Source organism: Neoactinobaculum massilliense (genome assembly GCF_900604955.1).
GTDB classification, from domain to species: domain Bacteria; phylum Actinomycetota; class Actinomycetes; order Actinomycetales; family Actinomycetaceae; genus Neoactinobaculum; species Neoactinobaculum massilliense.
Window position 1 is genome coordinate 290,486 of sequence record NZ_UWPE01000001.1, and the last position, 15,992, is coordinate 306,477.

Sequence of the window (15,992 nt, forward strand, 5' to 3'; positions counted from 1 at the left end):
ATAGAGAATCATGGCAATTCGTAACCTCAAGCCCACGACGGCGGGCCAGCGTGGCGCCTCGGTTTCCGATTTCGCGGAAATTACGCGCACCACGCCGGAAAAGTCCCTCCTGCGTCCGCTCCACAAGACGGGTGGGCGTAACAACCAGGGCCGCATCACCATGCGTCACAAGGGTGGCGGGCACAAGCGTCGCTACCGCGTGATCGATTTCCGCCGCTGGGATAAGGATGGCGTGCCCGCCAAGGTGGCCACCATCGAATATGATCCCAACCGCACGTCGCGCATCGCGCTGCTGCACTACGCGGATGGCGAGAAGCGCTACATCCTGGCGCCCAAGGGTCTCCAGGTAGGCGACGTCATTGAGAATGGCGCGAACTCGGACATCAAGCCGGGCAACAACCTGCCGCTGCGCAATGTGCCGCTGGGCACCACGCTCCACGCGGTGGAGTTGCGTCCGCTGGGTGGCGCCAAGATTGCGCGTTCGGCCGGCGTCTCCGTTCAGCTGGTGGCGCGCGAGGGCGCATATGCTCAGCTGCGTATGCCCTCCGGCGAGATTCGGAATGTGGATGTTCGCTGCCGCGCAACGGTTGGCGAGGTTGGCAATGCCGAGCAGTCCAACATCAACTGGGGCAAGGCTGGGCGTCTGCGCTGGAAGGGCGTACGTCCGCACGTCCGCGGCGTCGTGATGAACCCGGTTGACCACCCGCACGGTGGTGGTGAAGGCAAGACGTCCGGTGGCCGCCATCCGGTGAGCCCCTGGGGTCAGAAGGAAGGGCGTACGCGCCACCCGAAGAAGGCTAGCGACAAGCTCATCGTGCGCCGTCGCAAGACTGGCAAGAAGCACTAAGGAGGGTTTGCCAAGATGCCACGTAGTATCAAGAAGGGTCCGTTCGTCGATCAGTATCTGCTCAAGAAGGTTGACGAGCAGAACGAGAAGAATCAGAAGAACGTCATCAAGACCTGGTCTCGGCGCTCCATGATTGTGCCGGACTTCATCGGTCACACGTTTGCCGTTCACGACGGCCGTAAGCACGTCCCGGTGTACATCACTGAGGCCATGGTGGGACACAAGCTCGGGGAGTTCGCTCCTACGCGCACGTTCCGCGGTCACAGCAAGGACGATCAGAAGACACGTCGGCGGTAGGCCGCGCGAAGGAGTTAGGCACTATGGAAGCAAAGGCGCAAGCACGGTTCGTGCGTGTGACGCCGATGAAGGCGCGCCGGGTTGTGGACGTGATCCGCGGCCAGCGCGTTATCGACGCCATCGACACGCTGACCTATGCACCGCAGGGGGCCGCCAAGCCGGTTCTCAAGGTTGTCGAGTCCGCTCTCGCCAACGCGCGTTTCGCCGCCGATGAGGCAGGGGAGCGCTTCGAAGAGGGCGATTACTACATTCAGGCCGCGTACGCGGACGAGGGCCCCACGATGAAGCGGATTCAGCCGCGTGCACAGGGGCGTGCCAACCGCATCCTCAAGCGCACCAGCCACATCACGGTTGTTGTGGGCGATACGAAGCCCGCAAAGAAGAGCAAGAGGAGGGCCCGCTAGTGGGACAGAAGGTTAACCCGATCGGGTTCCGTCTGGGAGTCACCACGGAACACCGCTCCAAGTGGTTCGCTGATTCCACGAAGAAGGGTCAGCGCTACTCGGATTATGTTATTGAGGATGTTCACATCCGCGAGATGATCGCCAAGAACCTTGAGAGGGCTGGCATTTCCCGCGTGAACATCGAGCGTCGCACGGAGCGCGTGGTGGTGGATATCCACACGGCGCGTCCCGGCATCGTTATCGGTCGCCGTGGCACCGAGGCGGACCGCCTCCGCGGCGACCTGGAGAAGCTGACGGGCAAGTCCGTGCAGCTCAACATTCTCGAAGTGAAGAACCCGGAAGCCGATGCGCAGCTCATCGCGCAGGGTATTGCTGAACAGCTCGCCTCGCGCGTGTCGTTCCGTCGTGCCATGCGCAAGGGCATCCAGTCCGCCGAGCGGGCCGGTGTCCAGGGCATTCGCGTGCAGGTGTCCGGCCGTCTGGGCGGTGCGGAAATGTCCCGCTCGGAGTTCTACCGCGAAGGCCGCGTGCCGCTGCACACGCTTCGCGCGAACATCGACTACGGCTTCTATGAGGCTCGTACCTCCTTCGGCCGCATCGGCGTGAAGGTGTGGGTGTACCGCGGCAATGTGACCGACGCCGAATACTTCCGTCAGCAGGCGGAGGCGCCGCGGCGTGGTGGTCGCGGTGGACGTGGTGGACGCCGGGGCGGCTCGCGTGGCCGTCAGGGTGCTCCGGAGAACAAGGGATCGGAGGCGAAGTAATGCTTATTCCTCGTCGTACTAAGTGGCGCAAGCAGCATCGCCCGGGTCGCTCGGGCATGTCCAAGGGCGGCACGCAGCTGGCCTTCGGTGAATTCGGTGTACAGGCTCTCGAGCCGGCGTACGTGACGAACCGCCAGATTGAGGCGGCGCGTATCGCCATGACTCGTCACATTAAGCGTGGCGGCAAGATCTGGATCAACATTTTCCCGGATCGACCGCTCACGAAGAAGGCACTGGGTGTTCGTATGGGTTCCGGTAAGGGCCCGGTGGAGACCTGGGTAGCCAATGTCAAGCCCGGCCGTGTTCTCTTTGAGATGGGCGGCGTTGACGAGCAGCTGGCGCGTGAGGCTATGTCTCGTGCACAGAGCAAGCTGCCGATGAAGACCCGTTTTATTTCCCGTGAGGAGGTTGAGTGATGGCAAAGTTGACCACCACTGAACTGGACGCGATGACGGACGCCGAACTCACTGAGAAGCTCGGTGAGAAGAAGCAGGAGCTCTTCAACCTCCGCTTCTCGGCCGTCACCCACCGGCTGGAGGACACCGGTTCCCTGAAGGACGTGCGTCGCGATATCGCCCGCATCTACACCATCAAGCGCGAGCGGGAGCTCGGCATTCGCACCGCTCCGAGCAGCGAGAAGTGAGGCAGACGATGAGTGAAAACGTTCAGGAACGCAATCACCGTAAGACGAACACTGGCTACGTGGTGTCCGACAAGATGGACAAGACGGTTGTCGTGGAACTCCGCGATCGCGTCACCCACGGCGTTTACGGTAAGGTAGTCAATCGCACCAAGCGCGTGAAGGCTCACGACGAAACCAATTCGGTTTACGTCGGCGATCTCGTGCGCATCATGGAAACCCGGCCGCTCAGTGCCTCGAAGCACTTCCGTGTGGTTGAGGTTATCGAAAAGGCCCAGTAAGCCAGCGTACGAAGCCCATTCGTTCGGCAAGGCTCGCTTGAGCGAGAACCAGCACGACATAGGAGAAGAGAAGTAATGATCCAGCAAGAGACGCGGCTACGCGTCGCTGACAACACGGGTGCGAAGGAACTCCTTTGCATCCGCGTCCTCGGCGGCTCAGCTCGACGTTACGCCGGGATCGGTGACACGATTGTGGCCACCGTTAAGGACGCCATTCCCGGCGGCAACGTGAAGAAGGGCGAGGTTGTCAAGGCGGTTGTTGTCCGTGCGAAGAAGGAAACGCGCCGTAAGGACGGCTCCTACATTCGTTTTGATGAGAACGCCGCCGTTGTTATCGACAACAACGGCGAGCCTCGCGGCACTCGCATTTTCGGTCCGGTGGGCCGCGAACTCCGCGAGAAGAAGTTCATGCGCATTCTGTCCCTGGCACCGGAGGTGATCTAGTTGGCGAAGATCAAGAAGGGTGACCTGGTTCAGGTAATCGCGGGCCGCGATAAGGGCCTGCAGGGCCACGTGCTCAAGGTGATTCCCGCGGCTGACCGCGTGATCGTTGAGGGCGTAGGCCGCGTGAAGAAGCACGTGCGCGCGGGGCAGAATGCCCAGGGTGCAGTGACCGGCGGCATCGAGACCATCGAGGCACCGATTCACGTTTCTAACGTCATGCTCGTTGCGAAGGACGGCAAGCCCGTCCGCGTGGGCCACCGTGAGGTGGAGGTTGAGCGCGACGGCAAGAAGAAGATCAAGCGTGAGCGCATTGGGCGCCGTGGCGGAAAGGAGATCGAGCTGTGAGCGAACCGCGTTTGAAGGCTAAGTACAGCGAGTCCATCCGTCCGGCGCTGCAGGAGGAGTTCAAGTATGAGAACCCCATGCAGATTCCCGGGCTCACCAAGATCGTGGTGAATATGGGTGTTGGCGACGCCGCTCGTGACGCCAAGGTACTGGACGGTGCGGTTGCGGATATGACCGCTATCACCGGTCAGAAGCCGCAGATCACGAAGGCGCGGAAGTCTATCGCTCAGTTCAAGCTGCGCGAGGGACAGCGCATCGGCTGCCACGCAACGCTTCGGGGCGATCGTATGTGGGAGTTCCTTGATCGACTCCTCGCGACGGCCCTGCCGCGCATACGCGATTTCCGTGGACTTTCGCCGAAGCAGTTCGACGGCCACGGAAACTACACGTTCGGCCTCACCGAGCAGACGGTGTTCCTGGAGATTGACCAGGACAAGATCGATCGTGTTCGCGGCATGGACATCACCGTGGTGACCACGGCGTCCACCGGTGAGGAGGGGCGCGCGCTCCTCCGTCATCTCGGATTCCCTTTCAAGGAGGCCTAGAGAATGGCGAAAACCGCCCTCAAGCAGAAGGCCGCGCGCAAGGCAAAGTTCCAGGTGCGTGAGTACACGCGCTGCAACCGTTGCGGCCGTCCCCACTCCGTCTACCGCAAGTTCGGCCTGTGCCGTGTTTGCCTGCGTGAACTTGCCCTCCGTGGCGAGCTCCCCGGAGTCACCAAGTCCAGCTGGTAAAAACTACGTCGCAGGTCTGGTAAGGAAACCGCGGCGAGGAAGGGCAAGAGCCCAAGAATGACAATGACTGATCCCATCGCAGACATGCTGACTCGTCTGCGTAACGCCAATTCGGCGTATCACGAATCGGTGTCCATGCCGTACTCGAAGATCAAGGCGTCCATCGCTGAGATCCTGAAGCGCGAAGGCTACATCACCGATTTTCAGGTGGAGGATGCGCGCGTTGGGAAGACCCTGACGCTCACGCTGAAGTACGGCTCCGGCCGCTCTCGCGCCCTCGCAGGTGTGAAGCGCGTTTCGAAGCCGGGTCTGCGTGTGTACGCGAAGTCCACGAAACTTCCTCAGGTCCTCGGCGGACTGGGTGTGGCGATTCTGTCCACTTCCTCCGGTCTTCTCACCGATCGTGAGGCCAAGGACAAGGGCGTGGGCGGCGAAGTCCTCGCGTACGTCTGGTAGGGAGGAGAGAAGATATGTCTCGAATTGGCAGGCTTCCTATTACGATTCCCTCCGGCGTGGAAGTATCCGTTAATGGCCAGGATGTGACCGTTAAGGGCCCGAAGGGTCAACTGTCTCGCACCATCGCGCAGCCGATCACGGTTGCCGTCGACGGCGATAAGATCACGCTTTCCCGCCCGAATGACGAGCGCGAATCGCGTTCGCTTCACGGACTTAGCCGCACGCTCGTCAACAATATGGTGATTGGCGTGACGCAGGGTTACGCGAAGAACCTGGAGATTGTTGGCACCGGTTACCGTGTGCAGGCGAAGGGCACCGCGCTGGAGTTCTCCCTCGGATATTCGCACACCATCACGGTGGAGGCGCCCGAAGGAATTACCTTCTCCGTGGATGGCAACACCAAGCTGACTGTCAGCGGTATTGACAACCAGCTGGTGGGGGAGACGGCGGCACGTATTCGCCGGCTCCGCGCCCCCGAGCCCTATAAGGGCAAGGGCATCAAGTATGCGGATGAGCAGATTCGCCGCAAGGCCGGAAAGGCAGGTAAGTAACGATGACCGTCACCGTAAGGGGTAAGGGTAAGTTCATCGCGCGCACCCGCCGTCACTTCCGCCTGCGTAAGAGGCTCTCGGGTACGGCTGAGCGGCCGCGGCTTTCCGTGTGGCGCTCCAACCGCAATATCCAGGCTCAGGTTATCGACGACGTCACCGGCCACACGCTGGTTGCGGCCTCGACGCTCGAGCCGGAACTGCGTGAGCAGGAGGGCACGAAGACGGAGAAGGCTCGCATGGTTGGCGAACTCGTCGGCAAGCGGGCCAAGGACGCCGGAATCGACGCCGTGGTCTTTGACCGCGGTGGCAACAAGTATCACGGTCGAGTGGCTGCGGTGGCCGATGGCGCCCGCGCTGCTGGACTCTCTCTCTGATCGGCTAGGAAAGGCAGAGGAATATGGCTGACGAAGAACAGCGCCAGAACCCGGCCCCGGAAGGCCGGCAGGAGAACAACAACGAATCGCGCGGCAATGACCGCTCGGATCAGCACGGTGGACGCGAGGGCGGACGCGGACGCGGGGAGCGCCGCGGCGGACGTCGTCGTAACAACAACCGCCACGAGGATCCGTACATGGAGCGCGTGGTGACCATTAACCGTGTGGCAAAGACCGTCAAGGGCGGCCGCCGCATGACGTTCACGGCCCTTGTGGTGGTGGGCGATGGTAATGGCACCGTGGGTGTGGGATACGGCAAGGCGAAGGAAGTGCCGGCCGCCATCTCCAAGGGCAACGAGGAAGCAAAGAAGAACTTCTTCCACGTACCGCGCCTGGGCACCACCATCCCGCACATTGTGCAGGGTGAGGATGCGGCCGGCACGGTGCTGCTGCGCCCGGCCTCGCAGGGAACCGGTGTAATTGCGGGTGGCGCCGTGCGTGCCATCATGGAGTGCGCCGGCATCAGCGACGTGCTCACGAAGTCGCTGGGTAGCTCCAACGCGATCAACATCGTGCACGCCACGGTGGATGCCCTCAAGCAGCTCGAGCAGCCGGAGGCTGTGGCGGCTCGTCGCGGGCTTCCGCTGGAGCGCGTAGCGCCGGAGCCGATGCTCCGCAAGCGCGCCGAGGCCGAGCAGAAGGCACGCGAGATCGCTGAGGCGCAGGCCCAGAAGGAAGAGAACGAAGCCGCCACGGCGGGAGTGGGTGCGTAATGGCAAAACTCAAGATCACTCAGATCAAGGGTGTTGTTGGCACCCCTAAGCGTCAGCGGGCTACGGTGCTGGGCATTGGTCTGCACCGCATCGGGGATTCCGTGGTGCGTGAGGATACGCCGGATGTGCGCGGCATGATCCGCGCCGTCGCCCACCTCGTGGAAGTTGAGGAGGTTGACTAATGGCAGAAGAGCACTCGATCATCAAGCTGCATGATCTCCGTCCCGCAGACGGCTCGAACAAGGCACGTATTCGCGTGGGCCGTGGTGAAGGTTCCAAGGGTAAGACCTCGGGCCGTGGTACCAAGGGCACGAAGGCGCGCTACCAGGTGCGTCCGGGCTTTGAGGGCGGTCAGATGCCGCTCCACATGCGCCTTCCGAAGCTGCGTGGTTTCAAGAACCCGCTGCGCAAGGAGTACCAGGTGGTGAACGTCGGTCTACTGGCTGAGCTGTTCCCCGAGGGCGGCGATGTCACGGTGGCAGATCTGGTTGCCAAGGGCGCCGTTCGCGATCACAGCCTGGTCAAGGTTCTGGGCGAGGGCGAAATCAACGTTGCGGTTAACGTGACGGTTGATAAGTTCTCCGGCTTGGCCAAGTCCAAGATTGAGGCGGCCGGCGGTACCGTGGCCCTTCTTCACGCGGAGGCCTAGCTCAAGGCGAGCCCCGCGGCTATTCCGCGGCGCTAGACCGATGGAGCACGGTTTATGTGAGATTGCCCCCGTAGCTACGGCTACGGGGGCAATTCTTATCTCAATTTCGGCGAATCGACGCGTTCGCCGGCTATAGTGAGAGAGCATTTCTACGCATTGGGACGCGCGGGACGCCGCGTGACCTCGTACCTCTTCCGAAATGGGGGAACTTTGTTCAAGGCATTTGCCCAGGCTTTCCGGACGCCGGACCTTCGGCGGAAACTCCTGTTCACGATCGGCATCATCGTGATTTACCGGCTTGGTACGTTCATCCCCGCGCCGTTCGTATCGATGTCCAATATTCGCCAGTGCACCACGGAGATGAACGGCACGGCGGATCTAGTGGCGCTCATGAACATGTTCTCCGGCGGCGCCATGATGAACCTTTCCATCTTCGCGCTGGGCATCATGCCCTATATCACGGCGTCCATCATTATCCAGCTGCTCCGCGTGGTCATTCCTCGTTTCGAGGAGCTCCACAAGGAAGGGCAGTCGGGTACCGCTAAGCTCACCGAGTACACGCGTTATCTCACCATCGGCCTGGGCGTGCTGCAGTCGGCCGTCGTGGTGGCTACGGCCAACTACACGCTGTTCCGTGGCTGCGACGTCAACCCGATTCCAAGCGCATCGCCGTGGACGTACTTCCTCACCATTCTGGCAATGACCGCCGGTACCGGACTCATTATGTGGCTGGCGGAGCTCATCACGGATCGCGGGGTGGGCAACGGTATGTCTATCCTTATTTTCGTGGGCATCTGCGCGAACTTCCCGCACATGTTGGCGAACGTGCTCACCTCGAAGGGATGGGGCGCCGTGTTCTTCGTCGTCGTCCTGTTCCTGGCCATCACCCTCGTGGTGACTTTCGTCGAGGAATCGCAGCGGCGCGTGCCCGTCCAGTACGCGAAGCGCGTGATTGGACGGCGGACGTATGGGGGTTCGACCACGTACCTGCCGATCAAGGTGAACATGGCGAACGTGATCCCCGTGATCTTCTCGTCCTCGATTCTCATCATTCCGTCCATGATCGCCACGTTCGGTAGTGCGACGGATGGCTGGGTGGTCTGGATCCAGACGTACCTGGGTAACTCCTCGCCGTGGTATATCGCGCTCTACGCGGTTCTCACCTTCGCGTTCACGTTCTTTTACACGGACATCGCCTTCGATACGGAGGAGGTGGCGGACAACATGAAGCGTTACGGCGGCTTCATCCCAGGCGTGCGCGCCGGTAAGCCTACCGCCCAGTACCTGGCAAAGGTGTCAAACCGCCTCACGTGGGTGGGAGCGACCTACCTGACGATCGTTGCGTTGATCCCCACCATCGTGTTCAACGTCATGGGCATCCTCCAGGGTGGTTTTGGTGGCACATCGATCATGATCCTGGTGGGCGTGGGCCTCCAGACCGTCAAGGACATTAATGCCCAGCTGCAGCAGCGTCACTATGAGGGCTTCCTGCGCGGGAGTATCCACTAGCGGCCGGCAGGGCGGCCGCCCGTAGAGTCCGGCACTGTACGGGCGGACCGCGGTTAGTCGCGTATTGACGGCCCGCGGCGTGCAAGGTGGCCGCAGGCAGCGGTGCAAAGTGGGAGCTGCCTTTCCCGGCGTGTAGCCGGGAGCCGGTAATAGAAAATCCGGTGCTCTCCGCTGCCTCTCCCGGCGGATAGTCAGGAGTGGTGCATCGGTGAGGGCCGGTGCTGGTCCATCGGTGGAAGGCGGTGCAATGTACCTGCGGGCATGTGTTGCCGCCGCTAACCGCGGGCCTCGCCGGATATATAACCGGATGGCGGCGTTCCGCGGCACCAGCGCGGCGTATGGCCCGGCTCGCAGATGTGTTCCGGTTATATGCTCACCGGCATAGGCTTGCGAAATATGGCGCTCACCGCCCGATGCGGCGAGCCGGATAGGAGCACAGATGGCAACGCATCTCATCATTGTGGGCCCTCCGGGGGCCGGTAAGGGTACGCATGCGACGGTGATCGCGGAGCGCTACGGCATTCCCGCCATCTCCACCGGGGATCTTTTCCGGCAGCATGCGAAGGCGCAGGATGAACTGGGTCAGCTCGCCGCGTCCTACTCGGATCGGGGAGAGCTGGTGCCGGATGAAGTGACGGACCGGATGGTCGCCGAACGTGTAGCGGAGGATGACGCGCAGCCGGGCTTCCTGCTCGATGGCTACCCGCGCAATATGCACCAGGTGGAGGCGCTGGACGCCCTGCTCGGGGCGAACGGTGTGGACGCCGTGATCTCGCTTGAGGCGGACGACGCCGTGGTGGTCAAGCGGTTGCTCGGGCGCGCCAAGATTGAGGGTCGCGTGGATGACACCGAGAGCGTGATTCGGCATCGTATAGAGGTGTATCACGCGACCACGCAGCCGATTATCGACGCCTACCAGGCGCGCAACCTTGTGGTGAGTATTGACGGCACCGGCGCGATCGACGAGGTGCGGGGGCACATTTTCGCGGCACTGGATGCATTCCTGGGACGGGCAGGCAAGTAGCGTGGCTATTCAGCTGTGGGATCATCAAGAGATCCTCAAAATGCGCCGCGCAGCACTCATTGTGCACGCCATTCATGATGGTCTGCGCGGTGCAATTCATCCGGGAATTTCCACCGGCGAGCTGGATCGGGTTGCGCTCAACGTCCTCGAAGAGCACGGCGCGAAATCGAATTTTATTGGCTATTACGATTACCCGGCGCAAACGTGCATCTCCCGTAACGCGGTCATGGTGCATGGGATCCCCTCTGACACGGAGATTGTGGAGGCGGGGGACCTGGTGTCCATGGACTGCGGGGCGGTTTTAGACGGCTATCACGGAGATTCGGCGTTCTCTGTGGTGGTGCCGGGCGGCGATAAGACGCTGACCGAGCGCCGCCAGCGTCTGTGCGACATTACCGAGGCAGCCATGTGGGTGGGCGTAGCGGCGATGGCCACGGAATCCCACGTGGGAGATATCGGCCGTGCCATTGACGGCTTTGTCACGTCGTTCACGCCGGAGCCCGGCATTGTCGAGGATTTCACGGGCCACGGAATTGGCACCGCCATGCACATGGACCCTGATGTACTCAACTACGCCACCCGCAGCCGGGGCCCGAAACTTCGGCCCGGCATGGTGCTGTGCATCGAGCCGATTCTGACAGAGGGCAAGCAGGATAACGTGACGCTCGAGGACGGCTGGACAACGGTCACCCAGGACGGGTCCGACGCCTGCCACTGGGAGGCACAGGTTGCCCTTCATGAGGATGGTATCTGGGTGCTTTCGGAACCTGACGGCGGTGCGGCCGCGCTCGAGCCGTTCGGTATTACGCCGGTACCACTCGGGGAATAGACGCCCGGCGGGGACCGGGTGCCGGGCGGCGTCGTGACAAAAGGCACCCGACCGCGGGTTTCACCTCAAGTTTGCCGGCGATACAATTGGCCGTTGGTACGTTCATTGTGCCCATTTTTGGGCATCGGTTAAGTGAGGGTCATGGCGAAAAAAGACGGTGTCATCGAGGTAGAGGGAAGCGTTACTGAGGCGCTCCCGAACGCGATGTTCAGGGTCGAGTTGGAGAACGGGCATGAAGTGCTCGCGCATATCTCCGGCAAGATGCGTCAGCACTATATCCGGATTCTCCCCGATGATCGCGTGGTTGTAGAGCTCACGCCCTACGATCTCAACCGCGGTCGCATCGTGTACCGCTACAAGTAGAGCACCGGCTCGGAATCCGGGCCGGCACTACGAGGGAAAGAAAACAAGAATGAAGGTTAAGCCGAGCGTTAAGCGCATGTGCGAAAGCTGCAAGGTGATCCGGCGGCACGGCCGCGTCATGGTGATCTGCAGCGCGAACCCGCGCCATAAGCAGCGTCAGGGCTAGGCGCATACCCGCATTACCTGCCCTCAGGGCAACCCCCGGTACGGAGGCCGGGGCCCGCAACGAGAGAAGCGAGAAACGGTAATGCACCATACCTCCGTCATATTGAGGAGCTAAGTTGGCACGTCTCTCAGGCGTTGATCTTCCTCGCGAAAAGCGAGTAGAAGTAGCGCTTACATACATTTACGGAATCGGGCGCACGCGCGCCCAGGAAACCCTCGCGGCCACGGGCGTGAACCCGGATACCCGCGTGCGGGACCTCACCGAGGATGATCTGGTCAAGCTGAAGAACCACATCGACTCGAACTACCAGGTGGAAGGCGATCTGCGCCGTACGGTGCAGGCGGACATCCGTCGCAAGGTGGAGATTGGGTGCTATCAGGGCCTGCGGCATCGTCGCGGCCTGCCCGTCCACGGCCAGCGCACCAAGACGAATGCGCGTACCCGCAAGGGCCCGAAGCGCACGGTGGCTGGAAAGAAGAAGGCCGCTTAAGGCCGGCACGTAGTTCGAAGAAAAGAAAGAAGATATGGCTCGTCAGAATCGGGGCGCCACCCCGCGCCGGCCTCGGCGCACACAGCGTCGCAATATTGCGAACGGCCAGGCGCACATCAAGTCAACGTTCAACAACACCATCATTTCCATCACGGATCCCAGCGGTGCTGTTATCTCCCAGGCCTCGTCCGGCCAGATGGGCTTCAAGGGTTCCCGTAAGTCCACTCCGTATGCTGCCCAGCTTGCGGCGGAAAAGGCGGCCCGCGCCGCGCAGGAGCATGGACTGAAGAAGGTGGACGTGTTCGTCAAGGGCCCGGGTTCCGGGCGTGAGACGGCCATCCGTTCCCTTACGGCAGCAGGCCTTGAGGTCACCTCCATTTCGGATGTGACGCCGCAGGCATTCAACGGCGCTCGGCCCCCGAAGCGGCGCCGCGTCTAGTTGCCATCACCGCGCATCTGCGCGGATAGTGCCGCCGGGACGGACCGAGTGCCGGCGGTTAGCGCGAGGCGTCATATAGCGGGCGCCCGCGGAAAGGAAGAAAAGTGCTCATTGCGAAGCGTCCTGTGCTGACCGAGGAGAAGGTGAGCGATCTTCGCTCCCGCTTCATCCTGGAGCCCCTGGAGCCTGGATTCGGCTACACGCTGGGTAATTCCCTGCGCCGTACCCTGCTCTCCTCCATCCCCGGTGCGGCCGTCACGGCCGTGCGCATTGATGGTGTGCTCCACGAGTTCTCCACTATTCCGGGTGTGAAGGAGGACGTGGCGGCGATCATCCTCAATATCAAGGAGATCGTGCTGTCCTCCGAGAACGACGAGCCTGTCCTCATGTACCTGCGTAAGCAGGGCCCGGGCGAGGTAACCGCCGGTGACATCACGCCCCCGGCCGGTGTTGAGATTCTCAACCCCGATCTTCACATTGCCACCCTCAATGAGAAGGGCAAGCTGGAGATTGACCTGACGGTGGAGCGCGGCCGCGGCTACGTGTCCGCTGCCCTCAACAAGGGGGACAACGATGAGATCGGCCGTATTCCGATCGATTCCATCTACTCTCCCGTGGTGAAGGTGGCCTACAAGGTGGAGGCTACCCGCGTGGAACAGCGCACCGATTTCGATCGGCTGGTGCTGGATGTTGAGGTAAAGCCCTCGATCACGCCGCGTGACGCATTCGCATCTGCGGGCAAGACGCTCGTGGCACTGTTCGGCCTGGCGGCGGACCTCAATGAGGAAGCCGAAGGAATTGAACTGGGCCAGGCCCCGCAGCAGGAGCAGAATTCTTCCGATCTGCAGCGCCCCATCACCATCCTCAACCTGCCGGCACGGTCTCAGAACTGCCTGCAGCGTGAAGGTATTCATACGATTGGCGAGCTGGTGCAGCGCTCCGAAGCCGATCTCCTCGATATTCGCAACTTCGGTGCGAAGTCCATTGATGATGTCAAGGATGAGCTGGCGAAGCTCGGCCTGGCGCTCAAGGGCTCGACGGACTTTGGCGGGTACGGAGATGACTACTCGATGACGTTCAGCGACAACCCGCTCGCCTGATAGGAGATAACAACAATGCCGAAGCCCAAGAAGGGTCCGCGTCTGGGGGGCAGTGCTGCGCATCAGCGTCACATTGTTGCCAACCTGTGCAAGGATCTTATCCACCACAAGTCCGTACGTACCACGGTAACCCGCGCCAAGGTGGTTCAGCCCTACATGGAAAAGCTGATCACGAAGGCCAAGAAGGGTGACACCTATAACCGTCGTCTGGCTCTCCGCATGCTCGGGGACCGCGAGACGGCCTACATCCTCTTCGAGGAGCTTGCGCCGCTGTTTGCGGAGCGCGAGGGTGGCTACACCCGCATTGCCAAGGTGGGTAACCGCCGCGGTGACAATGCGCCCCTGGCCGTGATCTCCCTGGTTACGGAGAAGCTCTCGCCGAAGCAGGCGGTTGTACGTGAGGCCGAGAAGGCTGCGGAGCACGCTGCCGCCGCCGGGGCGACGGACGACGCCGTCGAGGTTGCCGAGGAGGCGCCCGCCGACAGCGCGGATGCCACTGAAGCGGCCACGGAGGACGCTGCTAAGTAGCTAGCGGACTAAGTAGAAAGGGCGAGAACTTCGGTTCTCGCCCTTCTTTTATAGTGTGCGATGAAGTCTCTCGTGCGGCCAGCGATAAGGTGTCCCGCGCGGGGAGCGATAATTATGCGCGGCGGGCGATAAGATCCCACGCCCGTACGCCGCCGTTCATGCCCGCCGCATTCGGAATGAATGACACGTCGGGTCCAAGTTTTTGCCGCACGGAATCGGAAATTAACGCGGCGTTCCCGCCCCCAATGTAAAGCCGATCCCACCGGATCACCGGATAGAGGGACTCGATGGCCTTGAGGACGCGCCGGGACCAGACGGCGTCGCCGAGGCGAAGACGCTCGGCCTCCCCAATAACATCGTCGAAGGTGAGGCCCCACCGCAGCGGTGCATGGCTAATCTCCAGGTGCGGCGCGAGCACGCCGGAGTCCACGATTGCGTTTCCAAGCCCGGTGCCGAGCGTGAGAACCACCTCGAGCCCCACGCCGGTCACCACGCCGGCGGCGGCCACTTCGGCGTCGTTCATGACGAGCGCGGGCACCCCGAAAATCTCGCTTAAACGTTCCTGGAGGCGGCACCCGGTCCACGCCTCATCCATGTCCGGATCAAGGCGCGTGTGCGGCCCGGCCTTCCGTGTGTAGTGCGGCGTGTACACCACCACGCCGTCTCGAATGGTGCCCGGCATGCCTACGGTGAGGCGGGTGAAGTGGAGGCCGTCGGAGAGGGTGCGGATGGTGCGCACGAGATCCGCGGGGGAGAAGGGGTAGCGGACCGGCTCACGGTGAGCGGTGCCGATTTGGAATCCGCCAGCGTCGAGCAGGGTCACCTTGATGCCGCCGCCCCCGCAATCAACGGCGAGTGTGCGGCTGGAGGCGGGCGTGTGCGAAACTGCTTGCATGGTAGAGACGGTAGCGCACACGGTTCGGGTTCGTCTGGACATCGCCTACGACGGCGCAGCATTTCACGGGTGGGCCATTCAGCCGGGACTGCGCACGGTGCAGGGGGTGCTTGAGGAGGCCCTGGCGATGATTCTGCGGCGCCCGGTTCATCTCACCGTCGCAGGCCGTACCGACGCCGGTGTGCACGCCCGCGGTCAGGTGGCGCACCTTGATGTGCCCGCGGACGTGTGGGCGGCGCTACCGGGGCGCTCGGACCGTCGGCCTGCTGAGGCACTGCAGGCGCGGCTGTTTGGCGTGCTGGGCCGGGAGAGTAGTGGGCCGCGCGGGACCAGCGACGTGGTGGTGACCCGCGTATCCGAGGTGCCCGGTACCTTCGATGCCCGTTTTTCCGCGCTGGCGCGCCGCTATTCCTATCGCATTGAGACCCGCGACTTTGACCCGGTGCGACGCGGGGACACGCTCTGGCTGCCGGTGGAGCTCGACGTGGAGGGCATGCGGGAGGCCGCGAAGTCACTGCTGGGCCTCCACGATTTCCTCTCCTACTGCAAGCCGCGCGAGGGTGCAACCACCATCCGCACGCTCCAGCGCCTCGACGTGGAGGAGGAGGGAGCCACGGTGATTATTCGGGCGCAGGCGGACGCATTCTGCCACTCGATGGTGCGCTCCCTGGTGGGTGCGCTGCTTCGTGTGGGCGAACGACGCCGTCCGGTCACGTGGCCCGCCCAGCGCCTAGCGGAGCACTCGCGTACGGGAGAGTCAGTGGTGGCGCCGCCGCATCCGCTCACTCTCGATGCGGTCATTTATCCGCCCGCCGCTGATTTTGCGGCCCGAGCTGAGCAGGCTCGGGCACGGCGTGATTGCGAATGCTAGGACTGACGGCGGGGCGAGTCTTTGCGCTCGCGCGGGCGGGCCGGGAGCTGGACACGCTCCGGAAGCGTTAGTCGCGTGCGCGGCGGGTACGAGGCTCGCGGCCGCCCGGCAAGGGGGCGGATGTGGCGGCAAGATAATCCACATTCTTCGGCCGAGCCGTCTGGCGCCGTACCGCACGCCGAATTTGGCGGTTGCATGCGAGGCGTGAGCATGCTGCCG

The 15,992-nt window shown here is 62.5% G+C and carries 28 protein-coding genes; 27 read left to right on the plus strand and 1 reads right to left on the minus strand.

The genetic code is table 11. The annotated features are described in order from the left end of the window. Positions 1-10: 10 nt before the first annotated feature. From rplB to rplQ, 26 genes are all read left to right on the plus strand, one after another. A complete protein-coding gene (rplB, locus tag EIH27_RS01225) occupies positions 11-847 on the plus strand; it encodes a 50S ribosomal protein L2 (RefSeq protein WP_124039177.1) in 837 nt (278 codons plus the stop codon). Positions 848-862: 15 nt separating this feature from the next. After that, on the plus strand, positions 863-1,144 hold the full coding sequence (gene rpsS / locus EIH27_RS01230) for a 30S ribosomal protein S19 (RefSeq protein WP_124039178.1): 282 nt from the start codon (positions 863-865) through the stop codon (positions 1,142-1,144). 23 nt (positions 1,145-1,167) lie between these two features. Next, positions 1,168-1,548 carry a 50S ribosomal protein L22 gene (gene rplV / locus EIH27_RS01235; RefSeq protein WP_124039179.1) on the plus strand — a complete coding sequence of 127 codons (381 nt, stop codon included), beginning with the start codon at positions 1,168-1,170 and terminating at the stop codon, positions 1,546-1,548. Beyond that, a complete protein-coding gene (gene rpsC, locus EIH27_RS01240; RefSeq protein ID WP_124039180.1) occupies positions 1,548-2,312 on the plus strand; it encodes a 30S ribosomal protein S3 in 765 nt (254 codons plus the stop codon). Before rplV ends, rpsC begins: the two co-directional genes overlap by 1 nt. Further along, positions 2,312-2,728, plus strand: coding sequence for a 50S ribosomal protein L16 (gene rplP, locus EIH27_RS01245; RefSeq protein WP_124039181.1), 417 nt, complete (start codon positions 2,312-2,314; stop codon positions 2,726-2,728). Before rpsC ends, rplP begins: the two co-directional genes overlap by 1 nt. Further along, entirely contained in the window at positions 2,728-2,955 is a 228-nt protein-coding gene (gene rpmC, locus EIH27_RS01250) for a 50S ribosomal protein L29 (protein WP_124039182.1), read from the plus strand. Before rplP ends, rpmC begins: the two co-directional genes overlap by 1 nt. A gap of 8 nt (positions 2,956-2,963) precedes the next feature. Next, positions 2,964-3,233 (plus strand): 30S ribosomal protein S17, encoded by a 270-nt coding sequence (gene rpsQ, locus EIH27_RS01255; RefSeq protein ID WP_124039183.1) that lies wholly within the window; start codon positions 2,964-2,966, stop codon positions 3,231-3,233. Between the two features lie 75 nt (positions 3,234-3,308). After that, the gene (gene rplN, locus EIH27_RS01260; protein WP_124039184.1) at positions 3,309-3,677 is read left to right on the plus strand and encodes a 50S ribosomal protein L14; all 369 of its coding nucleotides are present in this window, start codon (positions 3,309-3,311) and stop codon (positions 3,675-3,677) included. Next, complete coding sequence (gene rplX / locus EIH27_RS01265; protein ID WP_124039185.1) at positions 3,678-4,022, plus strand: 50S ribosomal protein L24; 345 nt, start codon at positions 3,678-3,680, stop codon at positions 4,020-4,022. Next, complete coding sequence (rplE, locus tag EIH27_RS01270) at positions 4,019-4,567, plus strand: 50S ribosomal protein L5 (RefSeq protein ID WP_124039186.1); 549 nt, start codon at positions 4,019-4,021, stop codon at positions 4,565-4,567. The genes rplX and rplE overlap by 4 nt, the downstream gene beginning before the upstream one ends. 3 nt (positions 4,568-4,570) lie before the next feature. Then, on the plus strand, positions 4,571-4,756 hold the full coding sequence (locus tag EIH27_RS01275) for a type Z 30S ribosomal protein S14 (RefSeq protein WP_124039187.1): 186 nt from the start codon (positions 4,571-4,573) through the stop codon (positions 4,754-4,756). 57 nt (positions 4,757-4,813) lie between these two features. Next, positions 4,814-5,212 carry a 30S ribosomal protein S8 gene (rpsH, locus tag EIH27_RS01280; protein ID WP_124039188.1) on the plus strand — a complete coding sequence of 133 codons (399 nt, stop codon included), beginning with the start codon at positions 4,814-4,816 and terminating at the stop codon, positions 5,210-5,212. 14 nt (positions 5,213-5,226) lie between these two features. Then, a complete protein-coding gene (gene rplF, locus EIH27_RS01285) occupies positions 5,227-5,763 on the plus strand; it encodes a 50S ribosomal protein L6 (RefSeq protein ID WP_124039189.1) in 537 nt (178 codons plus the stop codon). Positions 5,764-5,765: 2 nt separating this feature from the next. After that, complete coding sequence (gene rplR / locus EIH27_RS01290; protein WP_124039190.1) at positions 5,766-6,137, plus strand: 50S ribosomal protein L18; 372 nt, start codon at positions 5,766-5,768, stop codon at positions 6,135-6,137. A 23-nt stretch (positions 6,138-6,160) separates the two neighbouring features. Then, the gene (gene rpsE / locus EIH27_RS01295) at positions 6,161-6,910 is read left to right on the plus strand and encodes a 30S ribosomal protein S5 (protein WP_124039191.1); all 750 of its coding nucleotides are present in this window, start codon (positions 6,161-6,163) and stop codon (positions 6,908-6,910) included. After that, positions 6,910-7,092, plus strand: a complete 183-nt coding sequence (rpmD, locus tag EIH27_RS01300; RefSeq protein WP_124039192.1) for a 50S ribosomal protein L30 — start codon at positions 6,910-6,912, stop codon at positions 7,090-7,092. Before rpsE ends, rpmD begins: the two co-directional genes overlap by 1 nt. Then, a complete protein-coding gene (rplO, locus tag EIH27_RS01305; protein WP_124039193.1) occupies positions 7,092-7,559 on the plus strand; it encodes a 50S ribosomal protein L15 in 468 nt (155 codons plus the stop codon). Before rpmD ends, rplO begins: the two co-directional genes overlap by 1 nt. A gap of 210 nt (positions 7,560-7,769) precedes the next feature. Then, positions 7,770-9,068 carry a preprotein translocase subunit SecY gene (gene secY, locus EIH27_RS01310; protein WP_124039194.1) on the plus strand — a complete coding sequence of 433 codons (1,299 nt, stop codon included), beginning with the start codon at positions 7,770-7,772 and terminating at the stop codon, positions 9,066-9,068. A gap of 439 nt (positions 9,069-9,507) precedes the next feature. Next, a complete protein-coding gene (locus EIH27_RS01315) occupies positions 9,508-10,092 on the plus strand; it encodes an adenylate kinase (RefSeq protein WP_124039195.1) in 585 nt (194 codons plus the stop codon). Then, a complete protein-coding gene (gene map / locus EIH27_RS01320) occupies positions 10,064-10,921 on the plus strand; it encodes a type I methionyl aminopeptidase (RefSeq protein WP_124039196.1) in 858 nt (285 codons plus the stop codon). The genes EIH27_RS01315 and map overlap by 29 nt, the downstream gene beginning before the upstream one ends. A gap of 141 nt (positions 10,922-11,062) precedes the next feature. Then, entirely contained in the window at positions 11,063-11,284 is a 222-nt protein-coding gene (gene infA, locus EIH27_RS01325; RefSeq protein WP_124039197.1) for a translation initiation factor IF-1, read from the plus strand. A 49-nt stretch (positions 11,285-11,333) separates the two neighbouring features. Then, positions 11,334-11,450 (plus strand): 50S ribosomal protein L36, encoded by a 117-nt coding sequence (gene rpmJ / locus EIH27_RS01330; protein WP_124039198.1) that lies wholly within the window; start codon positions 11,334-11,336, stop codon positions 11,448-11,450. Between the two features lie 115 nt (positions 11,451-11,565). Next, positions 11,566-11,940, plus strand: coding sequence for a 30S ribosomal protein S13 (gene rpsM / locus EIH27_RS01335; protein WP_124039199.1), 375 nt, complete (start codon positions 11,566-11,568; stop codon positions 11,938-11,940). A 34-nt stretch (positions 11,941-11,974) separates the two neighbouring features. Continuing rightward, positions 11,975-12,379, plus strand: coding sequence for a 30S ribosomal protein S11 (gene rpsK / locus EIH27_RS01340; RefSeq protein WP_124039200.1), 405 nt, complete (start codon positions 11,975-11,977; stop codon positions 12,377-12,379). 104 nt (positions 12,380-12,483) lie between these two features. Next, the gene (locus tag EIH27_RS01345) at positions 12,484-13,479 is read left to right on the plus strand and encodes a DNA-directed RNA polymerase subunit alpha (protein WP_124039201.1); all 996 of its coding nucleotides are present in this window, start codon (positions 12,484-12,486) and stop codon (positions 13,477-13,479) included. 15 nt (positions 13,480-13,494) lie between these two features. Further along, positions 13,495-14,007 carry a 50S ribosomal protein L17 gene (gene rplQ / locus EIH27_RS01350; protein ID WP_124039202.1) on the plus strand — a complete coding sequence of 171 codons (513 nt, stop codon included), beginning with the start codon at positions 13,495-13,497 and terminating at the stop codon, positions 14,005-14,007. A 112-nt stretch (positions 14,008-14,119) separates the two neighbouring features. Here the strand turns inward: rplQ and EIH27_RS01355 are convergent, their stop codons facing one another. Further along, complete coding sequence (locus EIH27_RS01355) at positions 14,120-14,902, minus strand: ROK family protein (RefSeq protein ID WP_124039203.1); 783 nt, start codon at positions 14,900-14,902, stop codon at positions 14,120-14,122. On the opposite strand from EIH27_RS01355, the gene truA reads away from it, so the two are divergent. Continuing rightward, a complete protein-coding gene (gene truA / locus EIH27_RS01360) occupies positions 14,901-15,773 on the plus strand; it encodes a tRNA pseudouridine(38-40) synthase TruA (protein WP_124039204.1) in 873 nt (290 codons plus the stop codon). The genes EIH27_RS01355 and truA overlap by 2 nt on opposite strands. The last annotated feature ends 219 nt before the right edge of the window (positions 15,774-15,992 follow it).

Coding starts and splice junctions, on each gene's coding strand:
- rplB (WP_124039177.1), top strand. CDS start 11: ATGGCAATTCGTAACCTCAAGCCCACGACGGCGGGCCAGCGTGGCGCC.
- rpsS (WP_124039178.1), top strand. CDS start 863: ATGCCACGTAGTATCAAGAAGGGTCCGTTCGTCGATCAGTATCTGCTC.
- rplV (WP_124039179.1), top strand. CDS start 1,168: ATGGAAGCAAAGGCGCAAGCACGGTTCGTGCGTGTGACGCCGATGAAG.
- rplP (WP_124039181.1), top strand. CDS start 2,312: ATGCTTATTCCTCGTCGTACTAAGTGGCGCAAGCAGCATCGCCCGGGT.
- rpmC (WP_124039182.1), top strand. CDS start 2,728: ATGGCAAAGTTGACCACCACTGAACTGGACGCGATGACGGACGCCGAA.
- rpsQ (WP_124039183.1), top strand. CDS start 2,964: ATGAGTGAAAACGTTCAGGAACGCAATCACCGTAAGACGAACACTGGC.
- rplN (WP_124039184.1), top strand. CDS start 3,309: ATGATCCAGCAAGAGACGCGGCTACGCGTCGCTGACAACACGGGTGCG.
- EIH27_RS01275 (WP_124039187.1), top strand. CDS start 4,571: ATGGCGAAAACCGCCCTCAAGCAGAAGGCCGCGCGCAAGGCAAAGTTC.
- rpsH (WP_124039188.1), top strand. CDS start 4,814: ATGACAATGACTGATCCCATCGCAGACATGCTGACTCGTCTGCGTAAC.
- rplF (WP_124039189.1), top strand. CDS start 5,227: ATGTCTCGAATTGGCAGGCTTCCTATTACGATTCCCTCCGGCGTGGAA.
- rplR (WP_124039190.1), top strand. CDS start 5,766: ATGACCGTCACCGTAAGGGGTAAGGGTAAGTTCATCGCGCGCACCCGC.
- rpsE (WP_124039191.1), top strand. CDS start 6,161: ATGGCTGACGAAGAACAGCGCCAGAACCCGGCCCCGGAAGGCCGGCAG.
- rpmD (WP_124039192.1), top strand. CDS start 6,910: ATGGCAAAACTCAAGATCACTCAGATCAAGGGTGTTGTTGGCACCCCT.
- rplO (WP_124039193.1), top strand. CDS start 7,092: ATGGCAGAAGAGCACTCGATCATCAAGCTGCATGATCTCCGTCCCGCA.
- EIH27_RS01315 (WP_124039195.1), top strand. CDS start 9,508: ATGGCAACGCATCTCATCATTGTGGGCCCTCCGGGGGCCGGTAAGGGT.
- map (WP_124039196.1), top strand. CDS start 10,064: ATGCATTCCTGGGACGGGCAGGCAAGTAGCGTGGCTATTCAGCTGTGG.
- infA (WP_124039197.1), top strand. CDS start 11,063: ATGGCGAAAAAAGACGGTGTCATCGAGGTAGAGGGAAGCGTTACTGAG.
- rpmJ (WP_124039198.1), top strand. CDS start 11,334: ATGAAGGTTAAGCCGAGCGTTAAGCGCATGTGCGAAAGCTGCAAGGTG.
- rpsK (WP_124039200.1), top strand. CDS start 11,975: ATGGCTCGTCAGAATCGGGGCGCCACCCCGCGCCGGCCTCGGCGCACA.
- rplQ (WP_124039202.1), top strand. CDS start 13,495: ATGCCGAAGCCCAAGAAGGGTCCGCGTCTGGGGGGCAGTGCTGCGCAT.
- truA (WP_124039204.1), top strand. CDS start 14,901: ATGGTAGAGACGGTAGCGCACACGGTTCGGGTTCGTCTGGACATCGCC.
- EIH27_RS01355 (WP_124039203.1), bottom strand. CDS start 14,902: ATGCAAGCAGTTTCGCACACGCCCGCCTCCAGCCGCACACTCGCCGTT.